The organism is Janthinobacterium sp. PSPC3-1 (assembly GCF_049896105.1).
Taxonomy (GTDB): domain Bacteria; phylum Pseudomonadota; class Gammaproteobacteria; order Burkholderiales; family Burkholderiaceae_D; genus Janthinobacterium.
Genome location: NZ_JAFCTQ010000012.1, coordinates 24,606 through 43,795 on the forward strand (window position 1 = coordinate 24,606; position 19,190 = coordinate 43,795).

General features: G+C 61.0%; 17 protein-coding genes. 11 read left to right on the forward strand and 6 right to left on the reverse strand.

The window, feature by feature from the left end; all coding sequences use genetic code 11:
* Positions 1 to 51: 51 nt before the first annotated feature.
* The 3 genes from ACP7B7_RS14500 to ACP7B7_RS14510 all read left to right on the forward strand — a co-directional run bounded on the left by ACP7B7_RS14500 (position 52) and on the right by ACP7B7_RS14510 (position 3,270).
* The gene (locus ACP7B7_RS14500; protein WP_308923223.1) at positions 52 to 1,932 is read left to right on the forward strand and encodes a hypothetical protein; all 1,881 of its coding nucleotides are present in this window, start codon (positions 52 to 54) and stop codon (positions 1,930 to 1,932) included.
* Between the two features lie 53 nt (positions 1,933 to 1,985).
* A complete protein-coding gene (locus tag ACP7B7_RS14505) occupies positions 1,986 to 2,207 on the forward strand; it encodes a hypothetical protein (protein ID WP_426077100.1) in 222 nt (73 codons plus the stop codon).
* A gap of 124 nt (positions 2,208 to 2,331) precedes the next feature.
* Complete coding sequence (locus ACP7B7_RS14510) at positions 2,332 to 3,270, forward strand: bifunctional helix-turn-helix transcriptional regulator/GNAT family N-acetyltransferase (RefSeq protein WP_426077101.1); 939 nt, start codon at positions 2,332 to 2,334, stop codon at positions 3,268 to 3,270.
* Between the two features lie 58 nt (positions 3,271 to 3,328).
* Here ACP7B7_RS14510 and ACP7B7_RS14515 read toward each other — a convergent pair whose 3' ends face one another.
* Both ACP7B7_RS14515 and glmS read right to left on the reverse strand, forming a co-directional pair.
* A complete protein-coding gene (locus ACP7B7_RS14515; RefSeq protein ID WP_308923226.1) occupies positions 3,329 to 3,880 on the reverse strand; it encodes a hypothetical protein in 552 nt (183 codons plus the stop codon).
* Positions 3,881 to 3,924: 44 nt separating this feature from the next.
* Positions 3,925 to 5,754 carry a glutamine--fructose-6-phosphate transaminase (isomerizing) gene (gene glmS / locus ACP7B7_RS14520; protein WP_308925630.1) on the reverse strand — a complete coding sequence of 610 codons (1,830 nt, stop codon included), beginning with the start codon at positions 5,752 to 5,754 and terminating at the stop codon, positions 3,925 to 3,927.
* A gap of 160 nt (positions 5,755 to 5,914) precedes the next feature.
* Here glmS and ACP7B7_RS14525 point away from each other — a divergent pair, with 160 nt between their 5' ends.
* Entirely contained in the window at positions 5,915 to 6,388 is a 474-nt protein-coding gene (locus ACP7B7_RS14525; RefSeq protein ID WP_308923227.1) for an Lrp/AsnC family transcriptional regulator, read from the forward strand.
* A 618-nt stretch (positions 6,389 to 7,006) separates the two neighbouring features.
* Here the strand turns inward: ACP7B7_RS14525 and glmU are convergent.
* Entirely contained in the window at positions 7,007 to 8,383 is a 1,377-nt protein-coding gene (gene glmU, locus ACP7B7_RS14530; protein ID WP_426077102.1) for a bifunctional UDP-N-acetylglucosamine diphosphorylase/glucosamine-1-phosphate N-acetyltransferase GlmU, read from the reverse strand.
* Positions 8,384 to 8,412: 29 nt separating this feature from the next.
* On the opposite strand from glmU, the gene ACP7B7_RS14535 reads away from it, so the two are divergent.
* The 5 genes from ACP7B7_RS14535 (at position 8,413) to ACP7B7_RS14555 (ending at position 11,590) form a co-directional block, all read left to right on the forward strand.
* A complete protein-coding gene (locus ACP7B7_RS14535; RefSeq protein ID WP_426077103.1) occupies positions 8,413 to 9,309 on the forward strand; it encodes a DUF6279 family lipoprotein in 897 nt (298 codons plus the stop codon).
* Between the two features lie 68 nt (positions 9,310 to 9,377).
* Entirely contained in the window at positions 9,378 to 10,037 is a 660-nt protein-coding gene (rsmD, locus tag ACP7B7_RS14540; RefSeq protein ID WP_426077104.1) for a 16S rRNA (guanine(966)-N(2))-methyltransferase RsmD, read from the forward strand.
* Between the two features lie 100 nt (positions 10,038 to 10,137).
* Entirely contained in the window at positions 10,138 to 10,635 is a 498-nt protein-coding gene (gene coaD, locus ACP7B7_RS14545) for a pantetheine-phosphate adenylyltransferase (RefSeq protein WP_308923232.1), read from the forward strand.
* 15 nt (positions 10,636 to 10,650) lie between these two features.
* Positions 10,651 to 10,914 (forward strand): YfhL family 4Fe-4S dicluster ferredoxin, encoded by a 264-nt coding sequence (locus ACP7B7_RS14550; RefSeq protein WP_308923233.1) that lies wholly within the window; start codon positions 10,651 to 10,653, stop codon positions 10,912 to 10,914.
* Positions 10,915 to 10,996: 82 nt separating this feature from the next.
* Positions 10,997 to 11,590: a chalcone isomerase family protein gene (locus tag ACP7B7_RS14555; protein ID WP_426077105.1), complete on the forward strand. Its 594-nt coding sequence runs from the start codon at positions 10,997 to 10,999 to the stop codon at positions 11,588 to 11,590.
* A gap of 58 nt (positions 11,591 to 11,648) precedes the next feature.
* Here the strand turns inward: ACP7B7_RS14555 and ACP7B7_RS14560 are convergent, their stop codons facing one another.
* Positions 11,649 to 11,870, reverse strand: coding sequence for a hypothetical protein (locus tag ACP7B7_RS14560; RefSeq protein WP_426077106.1), 222 nt, complete (start codon positions 11,868 to 11,870; stop codon positions 11,649 to 11,651).
* Positions 11,871 to 12,066: 196 nt separating this feature from the next.
* On the opposite strand from ACP7B7_RS14560, the gene ACP7B7_RS14565 reads away from it, so the two are divergent.
* On the forward strand, positions 12,067 to 13,047 hold the full coding sequence (locus tag ACP7B7_RS14565; RefSeq protein ID WP_308923236.1) for a LysR family transcriptional regulator: 981 nt from the start codon (positions 12,067 to 12,069) through the stop codon (positions 13,045 to 13,047).
* Here the strand turns inward: ACP7B7_RS14565 and ACP7B7_RS14570 are convergent, their stop codons facing one another.
* Together ACP7B7_RS14570 and ACP7B7_RS14575 are read right to left on the reverse strand one after the other, a co-directional pair.
* The gene (locus ACP7B7_RS14570; RefSeq protein WP_426077107.1) at positions 13,048 to 14,607 is read right to left on the reverse strand and encodes a methyl-accepting chemotaxis protein; all 1,560 of its coding nucleotides are present in this window, start codon (positions 14,605 to 14,607) and stop codon (positions 13,048 to 13,050) included. It abuts the gene before it with no gap.
* 203 nt (positions 14,608 to 14,810) lie between these two features.
* Positions 14,811 to 15,266, reverse strand: coding sequence for an Lrp/AsnC ligand binding domain-containing protein (locus ACP7B7_RS14575; protein ID WP_010393827.1), 456 nt, complete (start codon positions 15,264 to 15,266; stop codon positions 14,811 to 14,813).
* A gap of 208 nt (positions 15,267 to 15,474) precedes the next feature.
* Between ACP7B7_RS14575 and putA the strand changes: the two genes are divergently transcribed.
* Positions 15,475 to 19,128, forward strand: a complete 3,654-nt coding sequence (putA, locus tag ACP7B7_RS14580; protein WP_426077108.1) for a trifunctional transcriptional regulator/proline dehydrogenase/L-glutamate gamma-semialdehyde dehydrogenase — start codon at positions 15,475 to 15,477, stop codon at positions 19,126 to 19,128.
* Positions 19,129 to 19,190: the final 62 nt, after the last annotated feature.

Consider the following 19,190-nt stretch of genomic DNA (forward strand, 5'->3'; position numbering starts at 1 on the left):
CTGAATGTCAACTGTCACGCAGCCTGGGGTGACCATACCTGACAAGGAAAAATGATGGTAGTCATGGACGTCATCAAGACGCTGCTGCAAAGCGGTACCGAAGGTGAAATTTACCTTACCGAACTGCGCTCGAAAAGCCATGTCAGCAGAGGGCAACCGGGCTTGAGCTGGGCGCGTTGTCCGGCATGGCCGCCGGATGTGTTTGCGGTCGCCGCCACCCTGGTCGAAAAAGCCAGTTGCTGCATGCTGGCCGGCCCCGATGCGGCGGCGCTGGAACAACACCGCGACTATTTCAGGCGCATCTATGCCGCGGCCAGGGTCTGGACCACCGGCTATGCCGCGCCAGCCGACGTGCAACAGTTATGGACTACCTTGCTCACGTTTGGCGATGTCAAGCTGGGTGACGTCAAATGCCGCAAGGAGGTGCGCGACGTGCTGTTCCTGCTGCTGGCGATTGCCGACGAATCGTGTAACGGCATGGGCTGGGCGCCGCTGGAGACCTCCAGCACGGACGCGCCCGGCACAGCCAATCTGCTGGTCAACATGGTCATGACCAGTTTGCTGGACCAGCACGAGTTGCTGAAGCAGGACGGGCCGGTGTATGTGCTGCCGTTCGCACCGACCTCCCTGTGTTCGCTGATCATGACCGATGCGGCCGTGGTGTTGCCGAAGTCGATGACCGCCAGCGTGGGCTGCACCATCCGCTCCATGAGCCATCATCTGGCGCTGTTGCCCAGCAGCCTGGAAGTCAAGCCAAGCTGGCAGCTGGTGGACAAATCGTTTGGCCTCGCGCGCGATAGAATCGATCACAATGACGCTGGCGGCAATGGCGCGGCCAGCCACAAGCCGGCCGAGCGCGATTCCAAGCTGCGCCTGCTGCTGGTACCGTATCCGTTTCATCTTCCCGAAACCAGTTTTCACTTGCGCGAAGACAGGGTGGTGCTGAACAGGCATACCTCGACCGGCGCATTTTTCGAACTGCGCCAGCTATGGCTCAAGAAAGGCCAGCGTAAATTGACCGGCCCGAGCGTGGTGGCGGAGCTGTTCCAGCCCTTGCTGGAACAGGCGCGGACGGAATGTGGCAGCGACGAGATCCATGGCATCGTCATGCCCGAGTGCGCCTTGTCGCGCGAACTGGCCAATGCGGTGGCGGCACACTTGCGCGAAGAGAATATCGACTTTTTCATCAGCGGCGTGCTCGATCACGGCGCACCCAACGGCCATGGCGGCGCCCGCCTGCCGCACAACCAGGCCAGTACCTATCTGTTCCCAAAAGTGGCTAACGGCAACATGCTTGGCGACGGACCGCTGGTGATGAGCAGCCAGTCGAAACATCACCGCTGGTCGCTCGACCCGATGCAGGTACAACGCTATGCGCTCAACTTTCCCGACCGCTCGTTAACCAGCAAAGCGCTGCCTGCGCAGCAATGGTGGGAAGGAATCGATATTGCGGACCGGGACTTGCCGTTTTATGCGATACGCCGCGGCGTCTCGCTGGCCGTGCTGATCTGTGAAGATCTTGCGCGCACCGATCCGGCCATGTCCGTCATCCGCGCCGTCGGCCCCAACCTCGTCATCGCCCTGCTGATGGACGGTCCCCAGCTGGCCACGCGCTGGCCGGCACGCTATGCCACGGTACTGGCCGACGACCCGGGCTCATCCGTGCTGACGCTGACCTGTGCGGCGCTGGTGGACCGGTCCAACTGGCTGGAAAGCCGTCCGGTACGCTCGATCGCGCTGTGGCGCGATGCCGGCGGACGCACGCAAGAACTGAATTTGCCGGCCGGACACCACGGCATGTGCCTGACCCTGACCGCGAAAAACGAGTCCCAGTACACGATGGATAGCCGCTGTGACATTTCCAGCACCCAGAAACTGACGCTGACGTCGGCGATTCCGCTGGCAATTGCGTCGCCGCCCAATTGGTTATAAAGTACACGTCGCGGAGCATCGAAATGGTGCTTCCGTCAAGAAAGGATTTCACCATGTCGAACAATGAAAACATGCCGCAATATCGTACCTCGCGGTTCTTGCGGCCCGGCGAAGACCGGATGGTGCAACTGGTGCAGGACACCTTGCGCAGTGGCGGGCTCCACCCAGTCGACTCGGCCGTCGCCGAGCAAATTTCCTCCGCCAATCGCGACAGCGGCGGCGCACGCCAGAGTGCCGCCGCCCACAACACGCGCGAACCACGCCAGGAGCGCTGAACACCACATCGCGCGCCACATGGCCAGGGGCTGACAGCGGCACGGTGCGACTGCACCATGCCACAATGTTGACTCAGTCAACAAACTATCGCACAATTGCCTTCTTGCGATTGTGGAGATGGTCATGCCTGTCCTGGTTTCCCATGAGCGTGTCGCCGCCGTGCGCGCGTTCAACCGTTTTTTTACACGCCACATCGGCGTCTTGCGCGAAGGCTTGCTGCACAGCCAATTCACGCTGACCGAGCTGCGCGTGCTGTACGAGCTGGCCCACCATGGCGACCGGCCATCGGCCGCGCTGTGCCGCGACCTGGGCCTGGACCGTGGCTACCTGAGCCGCATCGCCGCCAAGTTTGAAAACGACGGACTGATCAGCAAAGTGGCGTCCGCCACCGATGGCCGCAGCAAGCTGCTGCACCTGACACCGCACGGCCGCGCCGTCTACGAACCGCTGGACCAGTGTTCGCGCGACGAGGTCAGCGAGATGCTGTCGCGCTTCGACGATGCGCAGCAACTGCGCTTGCTGGGCGCCATGCACACCATCGCCGAATTGCTGGACGATCAGTCAGGCATGAAATACGCCCAGCCTTTCGTGCTGCGTGCGCACCGCCCCGGCGACATGGCCTGGATCACGCGCCGCCACGGCGAATTGTATGGCGCGCAGCATGGCTGGGATGCAAGCTTTGAACAACTGGTCGGCCAGATCTGCACCGACTTCGACCGCCATTTCGATCCCGCCCTGGAACACTGCTGGATCGCCGAGATGGCAGGCCAGCCGGTCGGCTCGGTTGCGGTCGCGCGCCGCGGTGAAGCGGGCGTGGCCAAGCTGCGCCTGCTGCTGGTGGAAGAAGCGGCGCGCGGCCATGGCCTGGGCGCGCGCCTGGTCGACGAATGCCACCGCTTCGCGCGCGCCGCCGGCTACCGCAAGATGCGCTTGTGGACCACCGACCAGCAAAAGAGTGCGCGCCAGATTTACCAGGGCAAGGGCTATGTGCTGGTGGCACAAACGCCGGTGCTGGCGTTTGGCCAGCAGATGGTCGATGAGACGTGGGAGCTCGATCTCTGAGTGCATGTGCTGACGCTGTGGTAGGCGCGCCACGCAGGAAGGCCTTGCCGACAACCTTTCAGGCCAGGGCCTTGCTGATGATATCGCTCAGATACTTGCGGTCCCCTTGCGCCATCGATTTACCCGATGCGATGTTGAGTACCATCACAAGAAACAGCGCCACAGCACCCAGCGGAAAATACCACAGGTCATCCGGATAATCGGCCAGCATGGAAAAACTACGGATGAAAAAATACGCCAGGAAGACAAAGATCATGGTCATGAAAAACTTGGTCTGCCAGGACAAGGTAAACCTGCCTTCGAGAACGACTTCTTCCCCTTCTATCCTGAAACGGCCGACAAAACACGGTTTGAAATCATTGCGTACAAACGGCGTCTCTTTCTTGAGCTCTACCATGTGCTTGTTGACCACACCGGTTGCCGCCGAACCGCCGCCCACACGAAAACCGGGGCGGCGTGTCGCCGCACTCAGCGATGCGATCGCCTGCTCGCTGGACAGCGCGCTGCGAAAGGCCACAGGCTCGCCACCGTACAGCAGTTTGAAAAATCGGCCAATCATGCTCGTCATTTCATCAGGAATCAGAGTGACGTGAAGTACATCGGGCGGCAAGCGGCCGGGACGCGCAGTCTTCTTGCGTCCCGGCCACTGAAACCTTATTCCACCGTCACCGACTTCGCCAGATTGCGTGGCTTGTCCACATCGGTGCCACGCGCCAGCGCCGTGTGGTAGGCCAGCAATTGCAGCGCCACCACGTGCAGGATTGGTGACAGCACGCCGTAGTGTTCCGGCAGGCGGATCACGTGCAGGCCTTCGCCCGAGCTGATGTGCGAATCGACGTCGGCGAAGACGTACAGCTGGCCGCCGCGGGCGCGTACTTCCTGCATGTTCGACTTCAGCTTTTCGATCAGGGCATCGTTCGGGGCGATGGTGACGATCGGCATTTCATTGGTTACCAGGGCCAGCGGGCCGTGTTTCAGTTCGCCGGCCGGATACGCTTCGGCGTGGATATAGGAAATTTCCTTCAGCTTCAGCGCGCCTTCCAGGGCGATCGGGTAATGCATGCCACGACCGAGGAAGAGGGCGTTTTCCTTGCGGGCGAACTCTTCGGACCAGGCGATGATCTGCGGTTCGAGCGCCAGCACGGAAGCGATTGCCACCGGCAGGTGACGCATGGCTTTCAGGTGGGCCGCTTCTTCTTCTTCGGTCAGGTGGCCGTTTACTTGCGCCAGGCACAGGGTCAGCAGGAACAGGCCGGCCAACTGGGTGGTGAAGGCCTTGGTCGAGGCGACGCCCACTTCGACGCCGGCGCGCGTGATGTAGGCCAGCGCGCATTCGCGCACCATGGCGCTGGTGGCCACGTTGCAAATCGTCAGCGTATGGTGCATGCCCAGGCTGCGCGCGTGTTTCAGGGCGGCCAGCGTGTCGGCCGTTTCGCCGCTTTGCGAAATGGTGACGATCAGGGTGTTCGGATGCGGCACGCTGTCGCGGTAGCGGTATTCGCTGGCCACTTCCACGCTGACAGGCACCTTGGCGATCGATTCGATCCAATACTTGGCGGTCATGCCGGCATACGAGCTGGTGCCGCAGGCCAGGATCAGCACGCGGTCGACCTGCTTGAAGATGTTATAGGCGTCGTCGCCGAACAGCTCCGGCATGATGCCCGTCACGCCTTCGAGCGTGTCGCCGATGGCGCGCGGCTGCTCGAAGATTTCTTTCTGCATATAGTGGCGGTACGGGCCCAGTTCGGCGGCACCGGTGTGCGCATGCACGGTTTTCACTTCACGCTCGACCGGCTTGCCGTCGACATCGACGATCCACACGCGCGACAGTTGCAGGTCGACCACGTCGCCTTCTTCCAGGTAGATAATCTGGTTGGTGGTGCCGGCCAGCGCCATGGCGTCGGAAGCGACAAAGTTTTCACCCTCGCCCAGGCCGACGATCAGCGGCGAACCCTGGCGGGCGGCGACCACGCGGTGCGGTTCGTCGCGGCAGAAAACGGCGATCGCATAGGCGCCATCGAGGCGCTTGACGGCTTGTTGCACCGTCTCGAACAGGTCGCCGTTATACAGGTGCTCGACCAGGTGGGCGATGACTTCGGTATCGGTCTGGCTCTGGAACACATAACCGAGGGCGGTCAGTTCGGCGCGCAGTTCGTCGTGGTTTTCGATGATGCCGTTATGCACCAGTGCCACGCGCGGATTTTCCTCGTTCGGCGAAAAGTGCGGGTGGGCATTGAACGACACCGGGGCGCCATGCGTGGCCCAGCGCGTGTGGGCGATGCCCGTGAAGCCGCTCACGCCTTCTTCGGCGATCTGCTTTTCCAGCTCGGCCACGCGCGCGGTCGAGCGCGAACGTTGCAAACGGCCATCGGTATGCAGCGCGATGCCGCAGGAATCGTAGCCGCGGTATTCCAGGCGCTTCAGGCCTTCGACCAGGATAGGGGTGATATTACGTTGCGCTACTGCGCCGACAATGCCGCACATGGAAACCTCGAATTGAAAATTAATTAATGCACGCATGCTAATGCAGAGAGCATGAAATATGCTTTCTAAATTCACGTATTTTTGATTGAATATTTCATGTATATTTTGCGATGAAATATTCTTTCATTTAATTTAAATTTTTTTGTTAATTCATTAAATCATGAACGAAACCACTATTCTTCTTGACGACATCGACCGGCGGATTCTGAATGCCTTGCAAGTTGATGCATCACAAACCAACAGCGAACTGGCGCGGCTGGTCCATGTCTCGGCACCCACTTGCCTGCGCAGGGTCAAGCACCTGACCGAGAGCGGGGTGATCGAGCGGCAGGTGGCGATCGTCGCGCCGCAACTCGTAGGGCCCAGCCTGACGGCGGTGGTCGAGATCACGCTCGATGTGCAGGCGGCCGAACGCATGACCGAGTTCGAACAACTGGTGGCCGGCGAGGCGGCCGTGCTGCAATGCTACCGCGTCTCGCCCGGCCCCGATTTCGTGCTGATCGTGCAGGTGGCCGACATGCCGGCCTACCATGCGCTGGCGCACAGCTTGTTTACGGCGCACGCCAACGTGCGCAATGTGAAAAGCTATTTTTCCACCTTCCGCAGCAAGTTCGAGACACGCATCGCCGTCTGAAGGCGGGCTGGCAAGTTATCCCGACTTGTTATGCCCCTTGTGCACATTGTTATCCACAGCACGGCAAGCGCCTTGCGGGCGGCCTGATGCATTTACCCTCATCATGCTGCGCGACAGTTGCCGTGAAAAACAAGTTATCCCGACTTGTCCGCTGCTTGCCCACCAGTTGACAACAGGCTTGTGCACAGATTTACCCACAGGCGGCAATCTGATTCAAGCATAAAATCCTGATTGAATTCAATAGCTTGAAAGTTATTCCGAGCTTATCCAGCATTTGCGCACAGCATTATCCACAGCCGGGAAATTCGAAACCAGCATGTTGAAATATCATGGCTGCTTACCGGACAACGATGCATGAAACAAGACAAGACGCCAAACTTATCCCGTCTTTTTCACCGCTTTTACATGGCTTATACCAGGCTTATCCCTGCATGATTCCCATGCTTGTACACATGTTTATACACACTGCAAAAATGGCACTTTCAATAGCCGGTGACTTATCCCCTTTCTGCCCACCGCCTGTCCACAAGCTTGTCCACAACACCGATGCTGATAAAAAATGCCGCCAGCCCGTGAAGGCTGGCGGCATCATCTGCCGTCAAGCGTAGAGGACGAAACTTATTTCGGCTTCTTGATCGGGCGGTGCCAGCCTTCGACGGTGGTCTGCTTGGCGCGCGAGATGGTCAGCTTGCCGGCCGGCGCATCTTTCGACAGGGTGGTGCCGGCGCCCAGGGTGGCGCCCTTGCCGACCGTCACCGGTGCGATCAGATGGCTGTCGCTGCCGATAAAGGCGTCGTCTTCGATCACCGTGCGCGATTTGTTGACGCCGTCGTAGTTGCAAGTGATGGTGCCGGCGCCGATGTTGACGCGCGAGCCGATGGTGGCGTCGCCGATATACGCCAGGTGATTGGCCTTGCTGTTGGCGGCCACCTGGCTGTTTTTGACTTCGACGAAGTTACCGATATGCACTTCTTCCGCCAGCATGGTGCCGGGGCGCAGGCGCGCGTACGGGCCGATCAGCGAACCGGCGCCAACGATGGCTTCTTCGATATGGCAGAACGGCTTGATGTGCGCGCCGGCCGCGATCCTGGCGTTGACCAGCACGTTATTGGCACCCACGCGCACGCCGTCGCCCAGTTCCACCCTGCCTTCGAACACGCAGCCGACGTCGATGGTGACGTCGCGTCCGCAGATCAGTTCGCCACGTACATCGATGCGGGCCGGGTCCATCAGGGTGACGCCGCGCTCGAGCAGGGCCAGCGCGATATTGTTCTGGTGAATCCGTTCCAGCTGGGCCAGTTGCACCTTGCTGTTGACGCCAGCGACTTCCCACACGGCGCCGGGCTGGGCCGAGGTGACAGGCACGCCATCGGCAACGGCCTGGGCAACGATGTCGGTCAGATAGTATTCACCTTGCGCATTGTTGTTCGACAGCGCAGACAGCCATTTCTTCAGTTGCACGGTCGGCGCGACCATGATGCCGCTGTTGATTTCCTTGATGGCGCGTTCGTCCGCATTAGCATCCTTTTCCTCGACGATGCGCACGATGGCGCCATTTTCGCGCACGATGCGGCCCAGGCCGAACGGATCGTCCTGCGCCACCGTCAGGATCGCCAGCTGGCCGTTGCCGGCCGCCTGCACCAGCTTTTGCAGCGAGCCGCCGCTGGTCAGCGGCACGTCGCCGTACAGGATCAGGGTAGGAACGTTATCGTCCAGCAAAGGCAGCGCTTGCTGCACGGCGTGGCCGGTGCCCAGCTGCTGCGCCTGCTCGGCGGCGGCGATGTCCACCGACTGCCCGGACTTGTACTGGTCGAGCAGTTTCAGCACCGCTGCGCCCCCATGTCCGTAAATCACGCATAATTTGGACGGCGCCAAGGTGCGCGCCGTATCGATCACATGCGACAGCAGCGGCTTGCCAGCCAGTGGGTGCAGTACTTTTGGCAGTGCCGACTGCATGCGTTTCCCCATACCGGCGGCGAGAATGACAACGTTCATAGTCCGTATTTATTTTATAAGTTAAGAATATGAAAAAGTTTAACACGCGGGCCCCTCTCCACCAGCGCTTTACTTGTGCATTGCTGGTCCTGATGCTGGTCGTCGTGGCCGGCTGCAGCAGCTTGCGGCTGGCCTACAACAATGGCGACACCGTGCTGTACTGGTGGCTCAACGCCTATGTCGACCTGGACCGCGACCAGAAAGGCTGGGTACGCGAAGATATCGACAAGCTGTTCGACTGGCACCGCAAGACCCAGCTCAAGGACTATGTGGAAATCCTGCGCAAGGGCCAGAAGCAGGTGCAGGGCAACCCGAGCCAGGCGGACTTGCTGGCCGATTACAGCGAAATCAAGAGCCGCACCCAGTCGCTGCTGCTGAAAGCGGCGCCCGACCTGGCCGACCTGGCCCGCTCGCTGAAGCCGGAACAGATCGCGCAGATGGAAAAGAAGTTCAGGTCGAACAATGACGACTATCGCAAGAAGTTTCTCACGGGCGACCAGGAGAAACGCCAGCAGCTGCGCTACAAGAAATCGATGGAACAGTTCGAACTGTGGTTCGGCAGTTTCAGCGGCGAGCAGGAAGCCCTGATCCGCAAGGCGTCCGACGCGCGGCCGCTGGACAATGAAATCTGGCTCGACGAGCGCATGCGCCGCCAGCGCAATGTGCTGACCCTGGTACAAAAGGTACAGAACGAAAAGCTGGGCAAGGAAGCCACCGTGGCCCTGATCAATACCCTGATCAAGGACAGCTTCGAGCGCCTGGAACACTCTGATCGCAAGGCCTTTTTTGATGCATTTGAAAACAGCACGGCGCAGATGATACTGACCGTGATCAAGATCGCCACGCCGGCGCAAAAAGCCCATGCCGTCAAGCGCATGCAGGGCTGGATCGACGACTTCAATTCGCTGGCGGCGCAGCCGAAATAAGCCGCGCCAGCACAGGGGCGGCGGGGGCCATATGCTATAGTGGCCGCCACCGAATTGAAGACATCCCCATGCAAAAGAAAGTTAAAAAACCCGCCAAAGTCCCGGTCCACCATGCACCGCCACCGAACCAGGTGCGCATTATCGGCGGACAATGGAAGCGCTCCGTATTGCCCGTGCTGCAGGCGCTGGGCTTGCGCCCGACACCTGACCGCGTGCGCGAAACCGTATTCAACTGGATCAATCACCTGCGCGACGGCGACTGGGCCAATGCCCACGTACTGGACCTGTTCGCCGGCAGCGGCGCGCTCGGCTTCGAAGCGGCCAGCCGCGGCGCGGCGTCCGTCACCATGGTCGACACGCATACGCCCGTGATCCGCCAGCTGGAAGACAACAAGATCAAGCTGCGCGCTGACAACGTGCAGCTGCTGCGCGGCGACGCCTTGCTGACGGCGCAAGGACTGGCGGCGCGCGGGCAGCGGTTCGACCTGATCTTCCTCGATCCGCCTTACCAGCAAGATTTCCTGGCCAAGGTATTGCCGTTGTGCGCCCATCTGTTGAAAGAGGGCGGCATCGTCTACGCGGAATCGGGGCTGTCGATGGTGTTCGATGAAAACAGCGAACTGGACAAGCCGGACTGGATGGCGCCGTGGGAAGTCATCCGCGCCGATAAAGCAGGGACGGTTTATTATCATTTGCTAACTTACAACAAAGTGGCGGCAACGGCGTGAATCTGCTTATAAATTGAGCAGAAACAGCCCCCGGCCCAAGGCAAATCACCAAATTCAGGCATAATGCGCGTCTATATTGGTGCATCGTCAGGGAGCCGCAATGGTTGTAGCCGTTTATCCGGGAACGTTCGATCCGCTCACGCGCGGTCATGAAGATCTGGTGCGCCGCGCATCGGGTCTGTTTGACAAGCTGATCGTGGGTGTGGCCGACAGCAAGAACAAAAATCCGTTTTTCTCGCTCGACGAACGCCTGGAAATTGCCAACGAAGTGCTCGGTCATTATCCAAATGTGCAGGTGGAAAGCTTTTCCGGCCTGCTCAAGGATTTCGTGCGCAAGCACGAAGCGCGCGTGATCGTGCGCGGCCTGCGCGCCGTCTCCGACTTCGAATACGAATTCCAGATGGCCGGCATGAACCGCTATCTGCTGCCTGAAGTTGAAACCATGTTCCTGACGCCGTCCGACCAATACCAGTTTATTTCGGGCACCATCGTGCGTGAAATCGCGGCGCTGGGCGGCGACGTCTCCAAGTTTGTCTTCCCCTCGGTCAACCGCTGGCTGCAAAACAAGATTGCCGCCAACGCTGCATTGCCGGAATAAGCAAGAGTAAAAATCATGGCACTACTGATCACCGACGAATGCATCAATTGCGATATCTGCGAGCCCGAGTGCCCGAATGACGCGATCTACATGGGCGCCGAAATCTACGAAATCGACCCGAACAAGTGCACCGAATGCGTGGGCCACTTCGACGAGCCGCAATGCCAGCAAGTGTGTCCGGTCAGCTGCATCCCGCTCAATCCGGCCTGGATCGAAACCCGGGAACAGCTGACGGCCAAGTACGAACGCCTGCAAGCCGAACTGCCGCTGAAAGCGTAAACATTCCGGCCGCCAAGCTGCGCGGCCCTCTTCCGGCAACTGCTCTACACTGTCCCTTCGCTTATTCCACGGAAGGCAGCAGATGCTCAGCATATCCCGACTCGGCCGCTCGCTGGCCACCGCCTGCATCTGCGCCACTCTGGCGCAGCCGGCGCTGGCCGTCGATGTCGGCGGTATCAAGCTCGACGACACGGTGCAACTGGCGAATCAGGCCTTGAAACTGAATGGCGCCGGCGTGCGCTACAAGCTGATCTTCAAGGTCTACACCATCGCGCTGTATTTACCGGAAAAGAAGAGCCAGCTGGCCGACATCCTGGCGCTGCCCGGGCCGCGCCGGCTGGAAATCGTCATGCTGCGCGATATCAGCTCCGACGACCTGGGCAAGTCCTTCATGGAAGGTCTGAACCGCAGTTCCGACCAGGCCGACCGCACGCGCCTGCTGAGCCAGACGATGCAACTGGGCGCCATGTTCGAAATGGTGCCGGGCCTGAAAAAAGGCGACATGCTGACGGTCGACTGGCTGCCCGAGGAGGGGACTTTATGCCGGCTGAACGGCAAGCAACTGGGCGAAAAAGTGCCCGACCTGGCTTTCTATAATGCGCTGCTGAAGATCTGGATCGGCGCCCATCCGGCCGATCTGCAATTGCGCGCGCATTTGCTGGGCGAGGTGGGCTGAACCACGGACGTAAAAAAAGCCGGTGATATCACCGGCTTGTTGCATCTGCGGGAACAGCTTACGCGCGCGTGGCCAACTCGCGCGCCAGGCGCTGCTCGCGGCTCAGCTTGGGACGCACCACCAGTACCAAGGCGCGGGCGATACCGACCAGCAGGGGCTTGAACACCAGCGCAAACACACCGATGGCCAGCAGCGCCAGCGCTACTTGCAGGACCGTGCTGAAGGGGATGTCCAGTACGGGTGCGGATACTGCGTACAGGGCGGTAGCGAAGGTAGACATGATTTCCAGTGCATTATAGAATTTGGCAGTACTATAGTGCAGTGCAACATATAAATCTAATTCCATTTCCTGATACCAATTATATGAATCATGAATGGAAAACTGTAATATTTTTTTACGAGTGAAATCAATCCGCCCCGGCGCGGTTTACACTGGTAAATAATTTATCTGAATTCAACTTTACCTTGGACTTTCCATGAGTTTTCTGACGCTGGATCTGAACTTGCTGCGTGTTTTCGACGCCGTCATGACGGAACAAAACCTGACGCGCGCGGCCGGCCATCTGGCAATGACACAGCCGGCGGTATCGAACGCCATCAAGCGCCTGCGCGAAAGCCTGGGCGATGAGTTGCTGATCCGCACGGCGTATGGCGTGAAACCGACGCCGCGCGCCGAAGCGCTGTGGCCGTCCGTGCGCTCGGCGCTGGCCAGTCTGGAAGCGGCGGTGACGCCGGAAACCTTCGATGTCTCGAAAACCCATGCCACCTTCCGCATGGCGATGGCCGACGCCACGGCCGCCTTCTGGCTGCCGTCCCTGATGCGCTCGATCGAGCGCGAGGCGCCGGGCGTGAATGTGCGCATGATGCCGCTCACCACGCGCGAACCGCGGCCGATGTTGCTGCGCGGCGACATCGACCTGGCGGTCGGCTTCTTTCCCGGCGTGGCGGCGCAACTGTCCAGCGAAACGGGTTCGCCGATCCGCCACGAGCGCTTGTATTCCGGTAAATACGTATGCGTGATGCGGCGCGGCCATCCGCTGGCCAACCAGGAACTGACCCTGGACAACTATTGCGCGGCGAACCATTTGCTGGTGAGTTTTTCCGGCCGCGCCCACGGCCTGATCGACGAAGCGCTGTCGCAGATCCACCGCGAACGGCGCATTTTATTGACCGTCAACCAGTTCTTCACGGCCGGCCGCGTGGTGGCCAACTCCGACCTGATCACGGTCCTGCCGCGCCACCTGATCGCCTCGACCGGCATGACGGAATCGCTGCTGTACAAGGATTTGCCGCTGACCTTGCCTGCGGTCCACCTGGACATGCTGTGGCACGAACGCGACGCGCGCAGCCCGGCCCACAAATGGCTGCGCAATCATCTGGAAGGCATGAATACGCCGGTGTTGCGCTCGGCCACGGCCGCCGGCGGTGGCGTCGCACCCAAGCCTCACGTCGACTAATTACTCACGAGCACTGGAACGGTATCCCACGCGGAAACCGCCCCAGTGCTTGCCGTCCACATAGATGGGCGCCGACAGGTCATGCATGACCTCGCCCGTATCCCTTTTATACGTTTGCAACAAAAACGGCCGCGTATTGCTGCCGCAGCGCGCGCCCGTGCGGTCGCTGAAGATGCGCTTGGTACGGTTGTGCACGATGTCGTGCTCGTAATCGCCCGTCAGCGGCTGTGAAAATTTCTTGTTGTGGGTCGGAAAGTAGCCATTCGTATCGACCGCGCCCGCGTACGCCAGCTGGGGCAGGGCGGCCAATAACGCTTCCTGCAGGTCCGGCAGGACCTTGTCGGTAAATGCGTCGAACTGGGTCGTGTGCTTGGGCGGATTGGTATGCGCAATCGGCCGGTAATGGCGGTCGAACAACGCGTCGCGGGTGATGCGCCCGGCGGCAATCGCCTGCTCGAACAGTTTGCCCACATCGCGCGCGGCCTGCTGGGCGGCGACGCGGATCTCGTCGTGCGGGGTGGATACAGTTGACTCACCCAGCGCGCTGGCGATCACTTCGGCCCGTTCGGCCAGCGCCATCGCCGATTGCGTGGCGCGCGGCAATTCGGTATTGGTCGAGAGCATGCTGTCGCGGATCTGCACGATGGCGTCGGCGATCACTTGCGTGGTGTCCACATGTTCACGCGAGGCACGGGCGATCTGGCCGATCTCGTCTTCCGACACGCCCGACGATTCCTCGATATGGCTCAGCGAGCCATGCACGCTTTCCACATTGCGCGCCGCTTCCGTCACGCCGGCGGCCAGCGACTGCATGCCGCGCGCGGCGCGTTCGGCCTGTTCATTGATTTCGCGCACCATCACGCTGATCTCGTCGCTCGCCTCCTTGGTGCGCTGCGCCAGTTGCCGCACTTCGCCGGCCACCACCGCAAAGCCGCGGCCATGTTCGCCGGCCCGCGCCGCCTCGATGGCGGCGTTCAGCGCCAGCAGGTTGGTGCGCGCGGAAATATCGGAGATCGCTTCCGTAAAGCCGGTGATGCGTTTCGATTTGTCCTGCAGGCTCAGCATGGCGGTGGATGCCGCTTGCGCATCTTCGCGCGCGCGGTTGACGCGCTGCAAGCCCTGGTCCAGTTCGGCGCGCGCCGCCACGCTTTCCACGCGTACGCCGGCGGCCACTTTGGCGGCCCGCTCGGCATTGGCGGCGATTTTTTCGGTGGTGCGCGCATTCTGTTCGGAACTGTCGGCGATATCGCTGGCCGTCTGCACGTCCAGGTCGACCTTCTTTTTCACCGAATCGACAAAATACGAGGTTTCCGCAGCGCCGATCATGATGGCGTCGATCGCGCGCCCGACCGTATCGGCAAACCCGTGCAGCCCCTGCTCGCCCTGGCTGCGGCCGGCCAGCGCCAGCAGCACGGCGCCAGCCACGGCGGCCAGCACGGCGCTCAGGTAAGGCGAAGTGGCGCCCGCCAGCTGCAGCAGGAACACCAGGCAACAGGCCAGCACGATGGCCAGGACAGTCAATAGAAAGAAACGTACCAGCTGGTGCGGCAACTGCTTCATTGGTCCCCCGCTGCGAGAATCCGTGCCGGCCCCAGGCGGGGCAGGCTGTAGCCGGATACGGGCGTGCACGATTGCACGCACCGCACCTTGATCCCGACGTCTGCGCGTCGTGTCAGGCGGCTACCGGATGGCAGAATAGTAGTTCCACCCTACAACATTTATCCGCTTAGCTCAATCGGAAAAATGGCAAGGGGCTACCGAGGTCATTTGATCGGCAATTTGGTGGTATTTTTGACTTCTTCCATCACCGCATAGGTGTGGGTTTCACGCACGCCTTTTTGCAGCAGGGTCTTGCCGAGGAATTCGCGGTAGGCCGCCATGTCCTTCACGCGCGCCTTGACCAGGTAATCGAAACCGCCGGCCACCATATGACATTCCAGTACCTCCGGGATGATTTGTACGCTATGCTTGAAGGCGTCGAACACTTCCGGCGTGGTGCGGTCGAGCACGACTTCGATAAACACCAGCAGCGACACGTCGAGCAGTTGCGGATTCAACTGGGCCGTATAGCCCATGATGTAGCCCGATTCATGCAGCTTGCGCACGCGCTCGAGACAGGCGGCCGGCGACAGGTTCACGCGCGCGGCCAGCTCCACATTGCTGATGCGTCCATCGCTCTGCAATTCCATCAAGATTTTCTTGCTTATCTTGTCCAGCATCCGAAGCACTCCCCAAATAAATATTATTTGGTTAAATTGTCGCATCAAAAACTATCTATTGCTAGCCCTCTGTATTACCAGAATTAATCCATAAGAATCCCCTTTACAATCGAATCATCTTAACATCCGACTTTCTGTATTCTTTTGCACTAAAAAAGGGCAAAAAATACCGCCGGTTCCGTCATCTTTTTCCTTGTAAAGAGTCCCTATGCACCCTGCTGGCCACCCGGCTTTTACCCCGCATCCATTCGCCGCGCTCCAGGCGGAAATCCTGCCCGAAGCGACGGCGCCACGCGCCGCCATCACTGCCGCCTACAGGCGCGACGAGGTTTCCGCAGTGCAGTGGCTGTTGCAGCAGGTACGCCCTTCCAGCACCGAAACCACCGCCGAAGGCCAGGCGCTGGCGCACCGTCTTGTGTCAAACGTGCGCCAAAAACGCACACGCGCGTCCGGCGTCGATGCACTGATGCATGAGTTCTCTTTATCGTCGGAAGAGGGTGTGGCCCTGATGTGCCTGGCGGAAGCGCTGTTGCGTATACCTGACACTCAGACGGCCGACCGCTTGATTGCCGACAAAATCAGCAAGGGGGACTGGAAAAAGCATCTGGGCGAATCGCCGTCGATGTTCGTCAATGCGGCCACCTGGGGCCTGCTGATTACCGGCAAGCTGGTCGGCACCAGCAGCGAATCGGGCCTCGGTTCGGCCATGACCCGCCTGATCGCCAGGGGCGGCGAACCGCTGATCCGCAAAGGCGTGGACCTGGCCATGCGCATGCTGGGCAACCAGTTCGTCACGGGCCAGACCATCGAAGAAGCACTGAAAAACAGCCACGACAATGAAACCCGCGGCTACCGCTACTCCTACGACATGCTGGGCGAGGCCGCCCTGACCGAACAGGATGCGGCCAACTACTACGCCTCGTATGAAACGGCGATCCACGCCATCGGCAAGGCGTCCAATGGCCGCGGCATCAGGAACGGCCCCGGCATTTCCGTCAAATTGTCGGCCTTGCATGCGCGCTACAGCCGCGCCCAGCGCGCCCGCGTGCTGGCCGAGTTGCTGCCGCGCGTGAAAGCGCTGCTGCTGCTGGCCAAGCAGTACAACATCGGCTTCAATATCGATGCGGAAGAGACCGACCGCCTGGAATTGTCGCTCGACCTGATGGAAGCACTGGCGTTTGACGCCGATCTGGCCGGTTTCGACGGCATCGGCTATGTGGTGCAGGCGTATCAGAAACGCTGCCCGTTTGCCATCGATTACCTGATCGACCTGGCCAGGCGCAGCGGCCGCAAATTCATGGTGCGCCTGGTCAAGGGCGCGTATTGGGATGCGGAAATCAAGCGCGCCCAGGTCGATGGCCAGGACGGCTATCCGGTCTACACGCGCAAGGTCTACACGGATGTCTCGTACCTGGTGTGTGCGCAAAAACTGCTGGCCGCCAGCAGCCTGATCTACCCGCAGTTCGCCACGCATAACGCGCAGACGCTGGCAACGATCTACACCTGGGCCAGGCGCGACGGCATTACCGATTATGAATTCCAGTGCCTGCACGGCATGGGCGAAACCCTGTACGACCAGGTGGTGGGTCCGGCCAACCTCGACAAGCCGTGCCGCATCTATGCGCCGGTCGGTTCGCACGAAACCTTGCTGGCCTACCTGGTGCGCCGCCTGCTGGAAAACGGCGCCAACTCGTCTTTCGTCAACCAGATCGTTGACGAAAACGTGGCCATCGACAGCCTGATCCGCGATCCTCTGGAGCAAGCGCGGCTGCAGGGCGGCTTGCCGCATCCGGCGATCCCTTTGCCGCTGGCCATGTTCGGTGGCGAGCGCAAGAATTCCGCCGGCATCGACCTGTCGAACGACGATACCTTGCGCGCGCTGGCCGATGGCCTGGCGCAGCCGCATGCCTGGCAGGCCTCGCCGCTGATCGACGGCGCCGTCAGCCTGAATGCGCCAACCTTGAATATCTGCAATCCGGCGCGCCACGACGACCAGGTCGGCAAGGTCGCTGAAGCGTGCCCGGCCGACGTGGAAACGGCCTTGGCCGCCGCCAGCGCCTTCGCTCCCGCATGGCAGGGCACGGAAGCCTCCTTGCGCGCCCATGCGCTGCGCCGCGCGGCCGACCTGTTCGAAGAGCATCACGTCGAGCTGATGGCGCTGGCCGTGCGCGAAGCGGGCAAGTCGCTGCCGAACGCGATCGCGGAAATTCGCGAAGCGGTCGATTTCTTGCGCTATTACGCGGCCGAGGTCGACCATGCGTCGGCCACCGTGGCGCTGGGCCCGGTCACCTGCATCAGTCCGTGGAATTTCCCGCTGGCCATTTTCACGGGCCAGGTCGCCGCCGCGCTGGCGGCCGGCAATGTGGTGCTGGCCAAGCCGGCCGAGCAGACGCCGCTGATCGCCTGGCGCGCCGTGCAACTGCTGCACGAAGCGGGCGTGCCGCGCGGCGCGCTGCAGTTCCTGCCCGGCAGCGGCGAAGTGGTGGGCGCCGCCCTGTGCCAGGATGCGCGTGTCAAAGGCGTGATCTTTACCGGCTCGACCCAAGTGGCGCAGCTGATCAACTGCACCCTGGCCGCGCGCGCCGTGGCGGAAAACCTCGATATTCCGCTGATCGCCGAGACCGGCGGCCAGAATGCGCTGATCGTCGATTCCTCGGCCTTGCCGGAACAGGTGGTACAGGACGTGATGTCGTCGGCGTTCGACAGCGCCGGCCAGCGCTGCTCGGCCCTGCGCGTATTATTCCTGCAGGAAGAAATCGCGGATAAAACCATCAGGATGCTCAAGGGCGCGATGCAGGAACTGCGCGTCGGCAATCCTGATCGCCTGGCGACCGATATCGGCCCCGTCATCGATGCCGAAGCGCAAGGCAATCTGCTGGCCCATATCAACCGCATGAAAACCGTGGCGATCGACCATTTCTCGCTCGACCTGCCGCCCGTGGAAGGCACGTTTGTCGCGCCGACCGTGCTGGAAATCAAGTCGCTGGACCAGCTGACGCAGGAAGTGTTCGGCCCCGTGCTGCACGTGATCCGCTACCAGCGCGCCCATTTGCCGCAGCTGGTGCAGTCGATCAACGACAGCGGCTATGGCCTGACCCTGGGCATCCATACCCGCATCGATGAAACCATCGACTTCATCACCCAGCGCGCGCATGTGGGCAATATCTATGTGAACCGCAATATCGTCGGCGCCGTGGTCGGCGTGCAGCCGTTCGGCGGCGAAGGCAAGTCGGGCACCGGCCCGAAAGCGGGCGGCCCGCTGTATTTGAAACGCCTGCAGCGCAATGCGCCGGCGGGGGCGCAGCACCAGCGCCAGGCGGCGCCGGCGCTCGACGCGCTGATCGTCTGGGCCAAGATGCACGGCCACGACCAGGTGATGCAGCTGGCCCAGGAATACACGCGCACCACCTTGCTGGGCAGCACCATCGTCTTGCCGGGCCCGACGGGCGAACGCAATACCTTGAGCTTTGCCGCGCGCGGCACGATCCTGTGCGCGGCCGCCACCTCCGGTGTGCTGATCAACCAACTGGCGGCGGTCCTGGCGACCGGTAACCAGGCGCTGGTGCTGGCGCAATCCGTCAGCCTGATCCCGGCCGACTTGCCGGCGGCCCTGAAAGACCGCATCCAGGTCATTACGGATATTTCGTCGGGCAAACACGATTTCCAGATCGCCATGATCGAAGCGGCACTGGCCGGCGAGCTCAAACCACTGCTGGCGGCCCGTGAAGGGGCCGTGGTGGGCACCATAGCGACGACGGCTGACTCCGCCATCCCGCTGTGGCGCCTGGTCGCCGAGCGGGCGCTGTGCGTGAATACGACGGCGGCCGGCGGCAATGCCAGCCTGATGATGCTGAGCGTGTAAGCTCAGTGTTCAATTGATGGCGCTTTAAAAAGGCAGAACCTGCGGGTTCTGCCTTTTTTTTG

What these genes read in the sequence shown, in the direction of transcription:
- coaD (WP_308923232.1), top strand. Translation starts at nt 10,138, where the DNA reads ATGGTTGTAGCCGTTTATCCGGGAACGTTCGATCCGCTCACGCGCGGT.
- ACP7B7_RS14500 (WP_308923223.1), top strand. Translation starts at nt 52, where the DNA reads ATGATGGTAGTCATGGACGTCATCAAGACGCTGCTGCAAAGCGGTACC.
- putA (WP_426077108.1), top strand. Translation starts at nt 15,475, where the DNA reads ATGCACCCTGCTGGCCACCCGGCTTTTACCCCGCATCCATTCGCCGCG.
- ACP7B7_RS14570 (WP_426077107.1), bottom strand. Translation starts at nt 14,607, where the DNA reads ATGAAGCAGTTGCCGCACCAGCTGGTACGTTTCTTTCTATTGACTGTC.
- ACP7B7_RS14510 (WP_426077101.1), top strand. Translation starts at nt 2,332, where the DNA reads ATGCCTGTCCTGGTTTCCCATGAGCGTGTCGCCGCCGTGCGCGCGTTC.
- glmS (WP_308925630.1), bottom strand. Translation starts at nt 5,754, where the DNA reads ATGTGCGGCATTGTCGGCGCAGTAGCGCAACGTAATATCACCCCTATC.
- ACP7B7_RS14565 (WP_308923236.1), top strand. Translation starts at nt 12,067, where the DNA reads ATGAGTTTTCTGACGCTGGATCTGAACTTGCTGCGTGTTTTCGACGCC.
- ACP7B7_RS14550 (WP_308923233.1), top strand. Translation starts at nt 10,651, where the DNA reads ATGGCACTACTGATCACCGACGAATGCATCAATTGCGATATCTGCGAG.
- ACP7B7_RS14575 (WP_010393827.1), bottom strand. Translation starts at nt 15,266, where the DNA reads ATGCTGGACAAGATAAGCAAGAAAATCTTGATGGAATTGCAGAGCGAT.
- ACP7B7_RS14560 (WP_426077106.1), bottom strand. Translation starts at nt 11,870, where the DNA reads ATGTCTACCTTCGCTACCGCCCTGTACGCAGTATCCGCACCCGTACTG.
- ACP7B7_RS14555 (WP_426077105.1), top strand. Translation starts at nt 10,997, where the DNA reads ATGCTCAGCATATCCCGACTCGGCCGCTCGCTGGCCACCGCCTGCATC.
- ACP7B7_RS14525 (WP_308923227.1), top strand. Translation starts at nt 5,915, where the DNA reads ATGAACGAAACCACTATTCTTCTTGACGACATCGACCGGCGGATTCTG.
- ACP7B7_RS14535 (WP_426077103.1), top strand. Translation starts at nt 8,413, where the DNA reads ATGAAAAAGTTTAACACGCGGGCCCCTCTCCACCAGCGCTTTACTTGT.
- glmU (WP_426077102.1), bottom strand. Translation starts at nt 8,383, where the DNA reads ATGAACGTTGTCATTCTCGCCGCCGGTATGGGGAAACGCATGCAGTCG.
- ACP7B7_RS14505 (WP_426077100.1), top strand. Translation starts at nt 1,986, where the DNA reads ATGTCGAACAATGAAAACATGCCGCAATATCGTACCTCGCGGTTCTTG.
- rsmD (WP_426077104.1), top strand. Translation starts at nt 9,378, where the DNA reads ATGCAAAAGAAAGTTAAAAAACCCGCCAAAGTCCCGGTCCACCATGCA.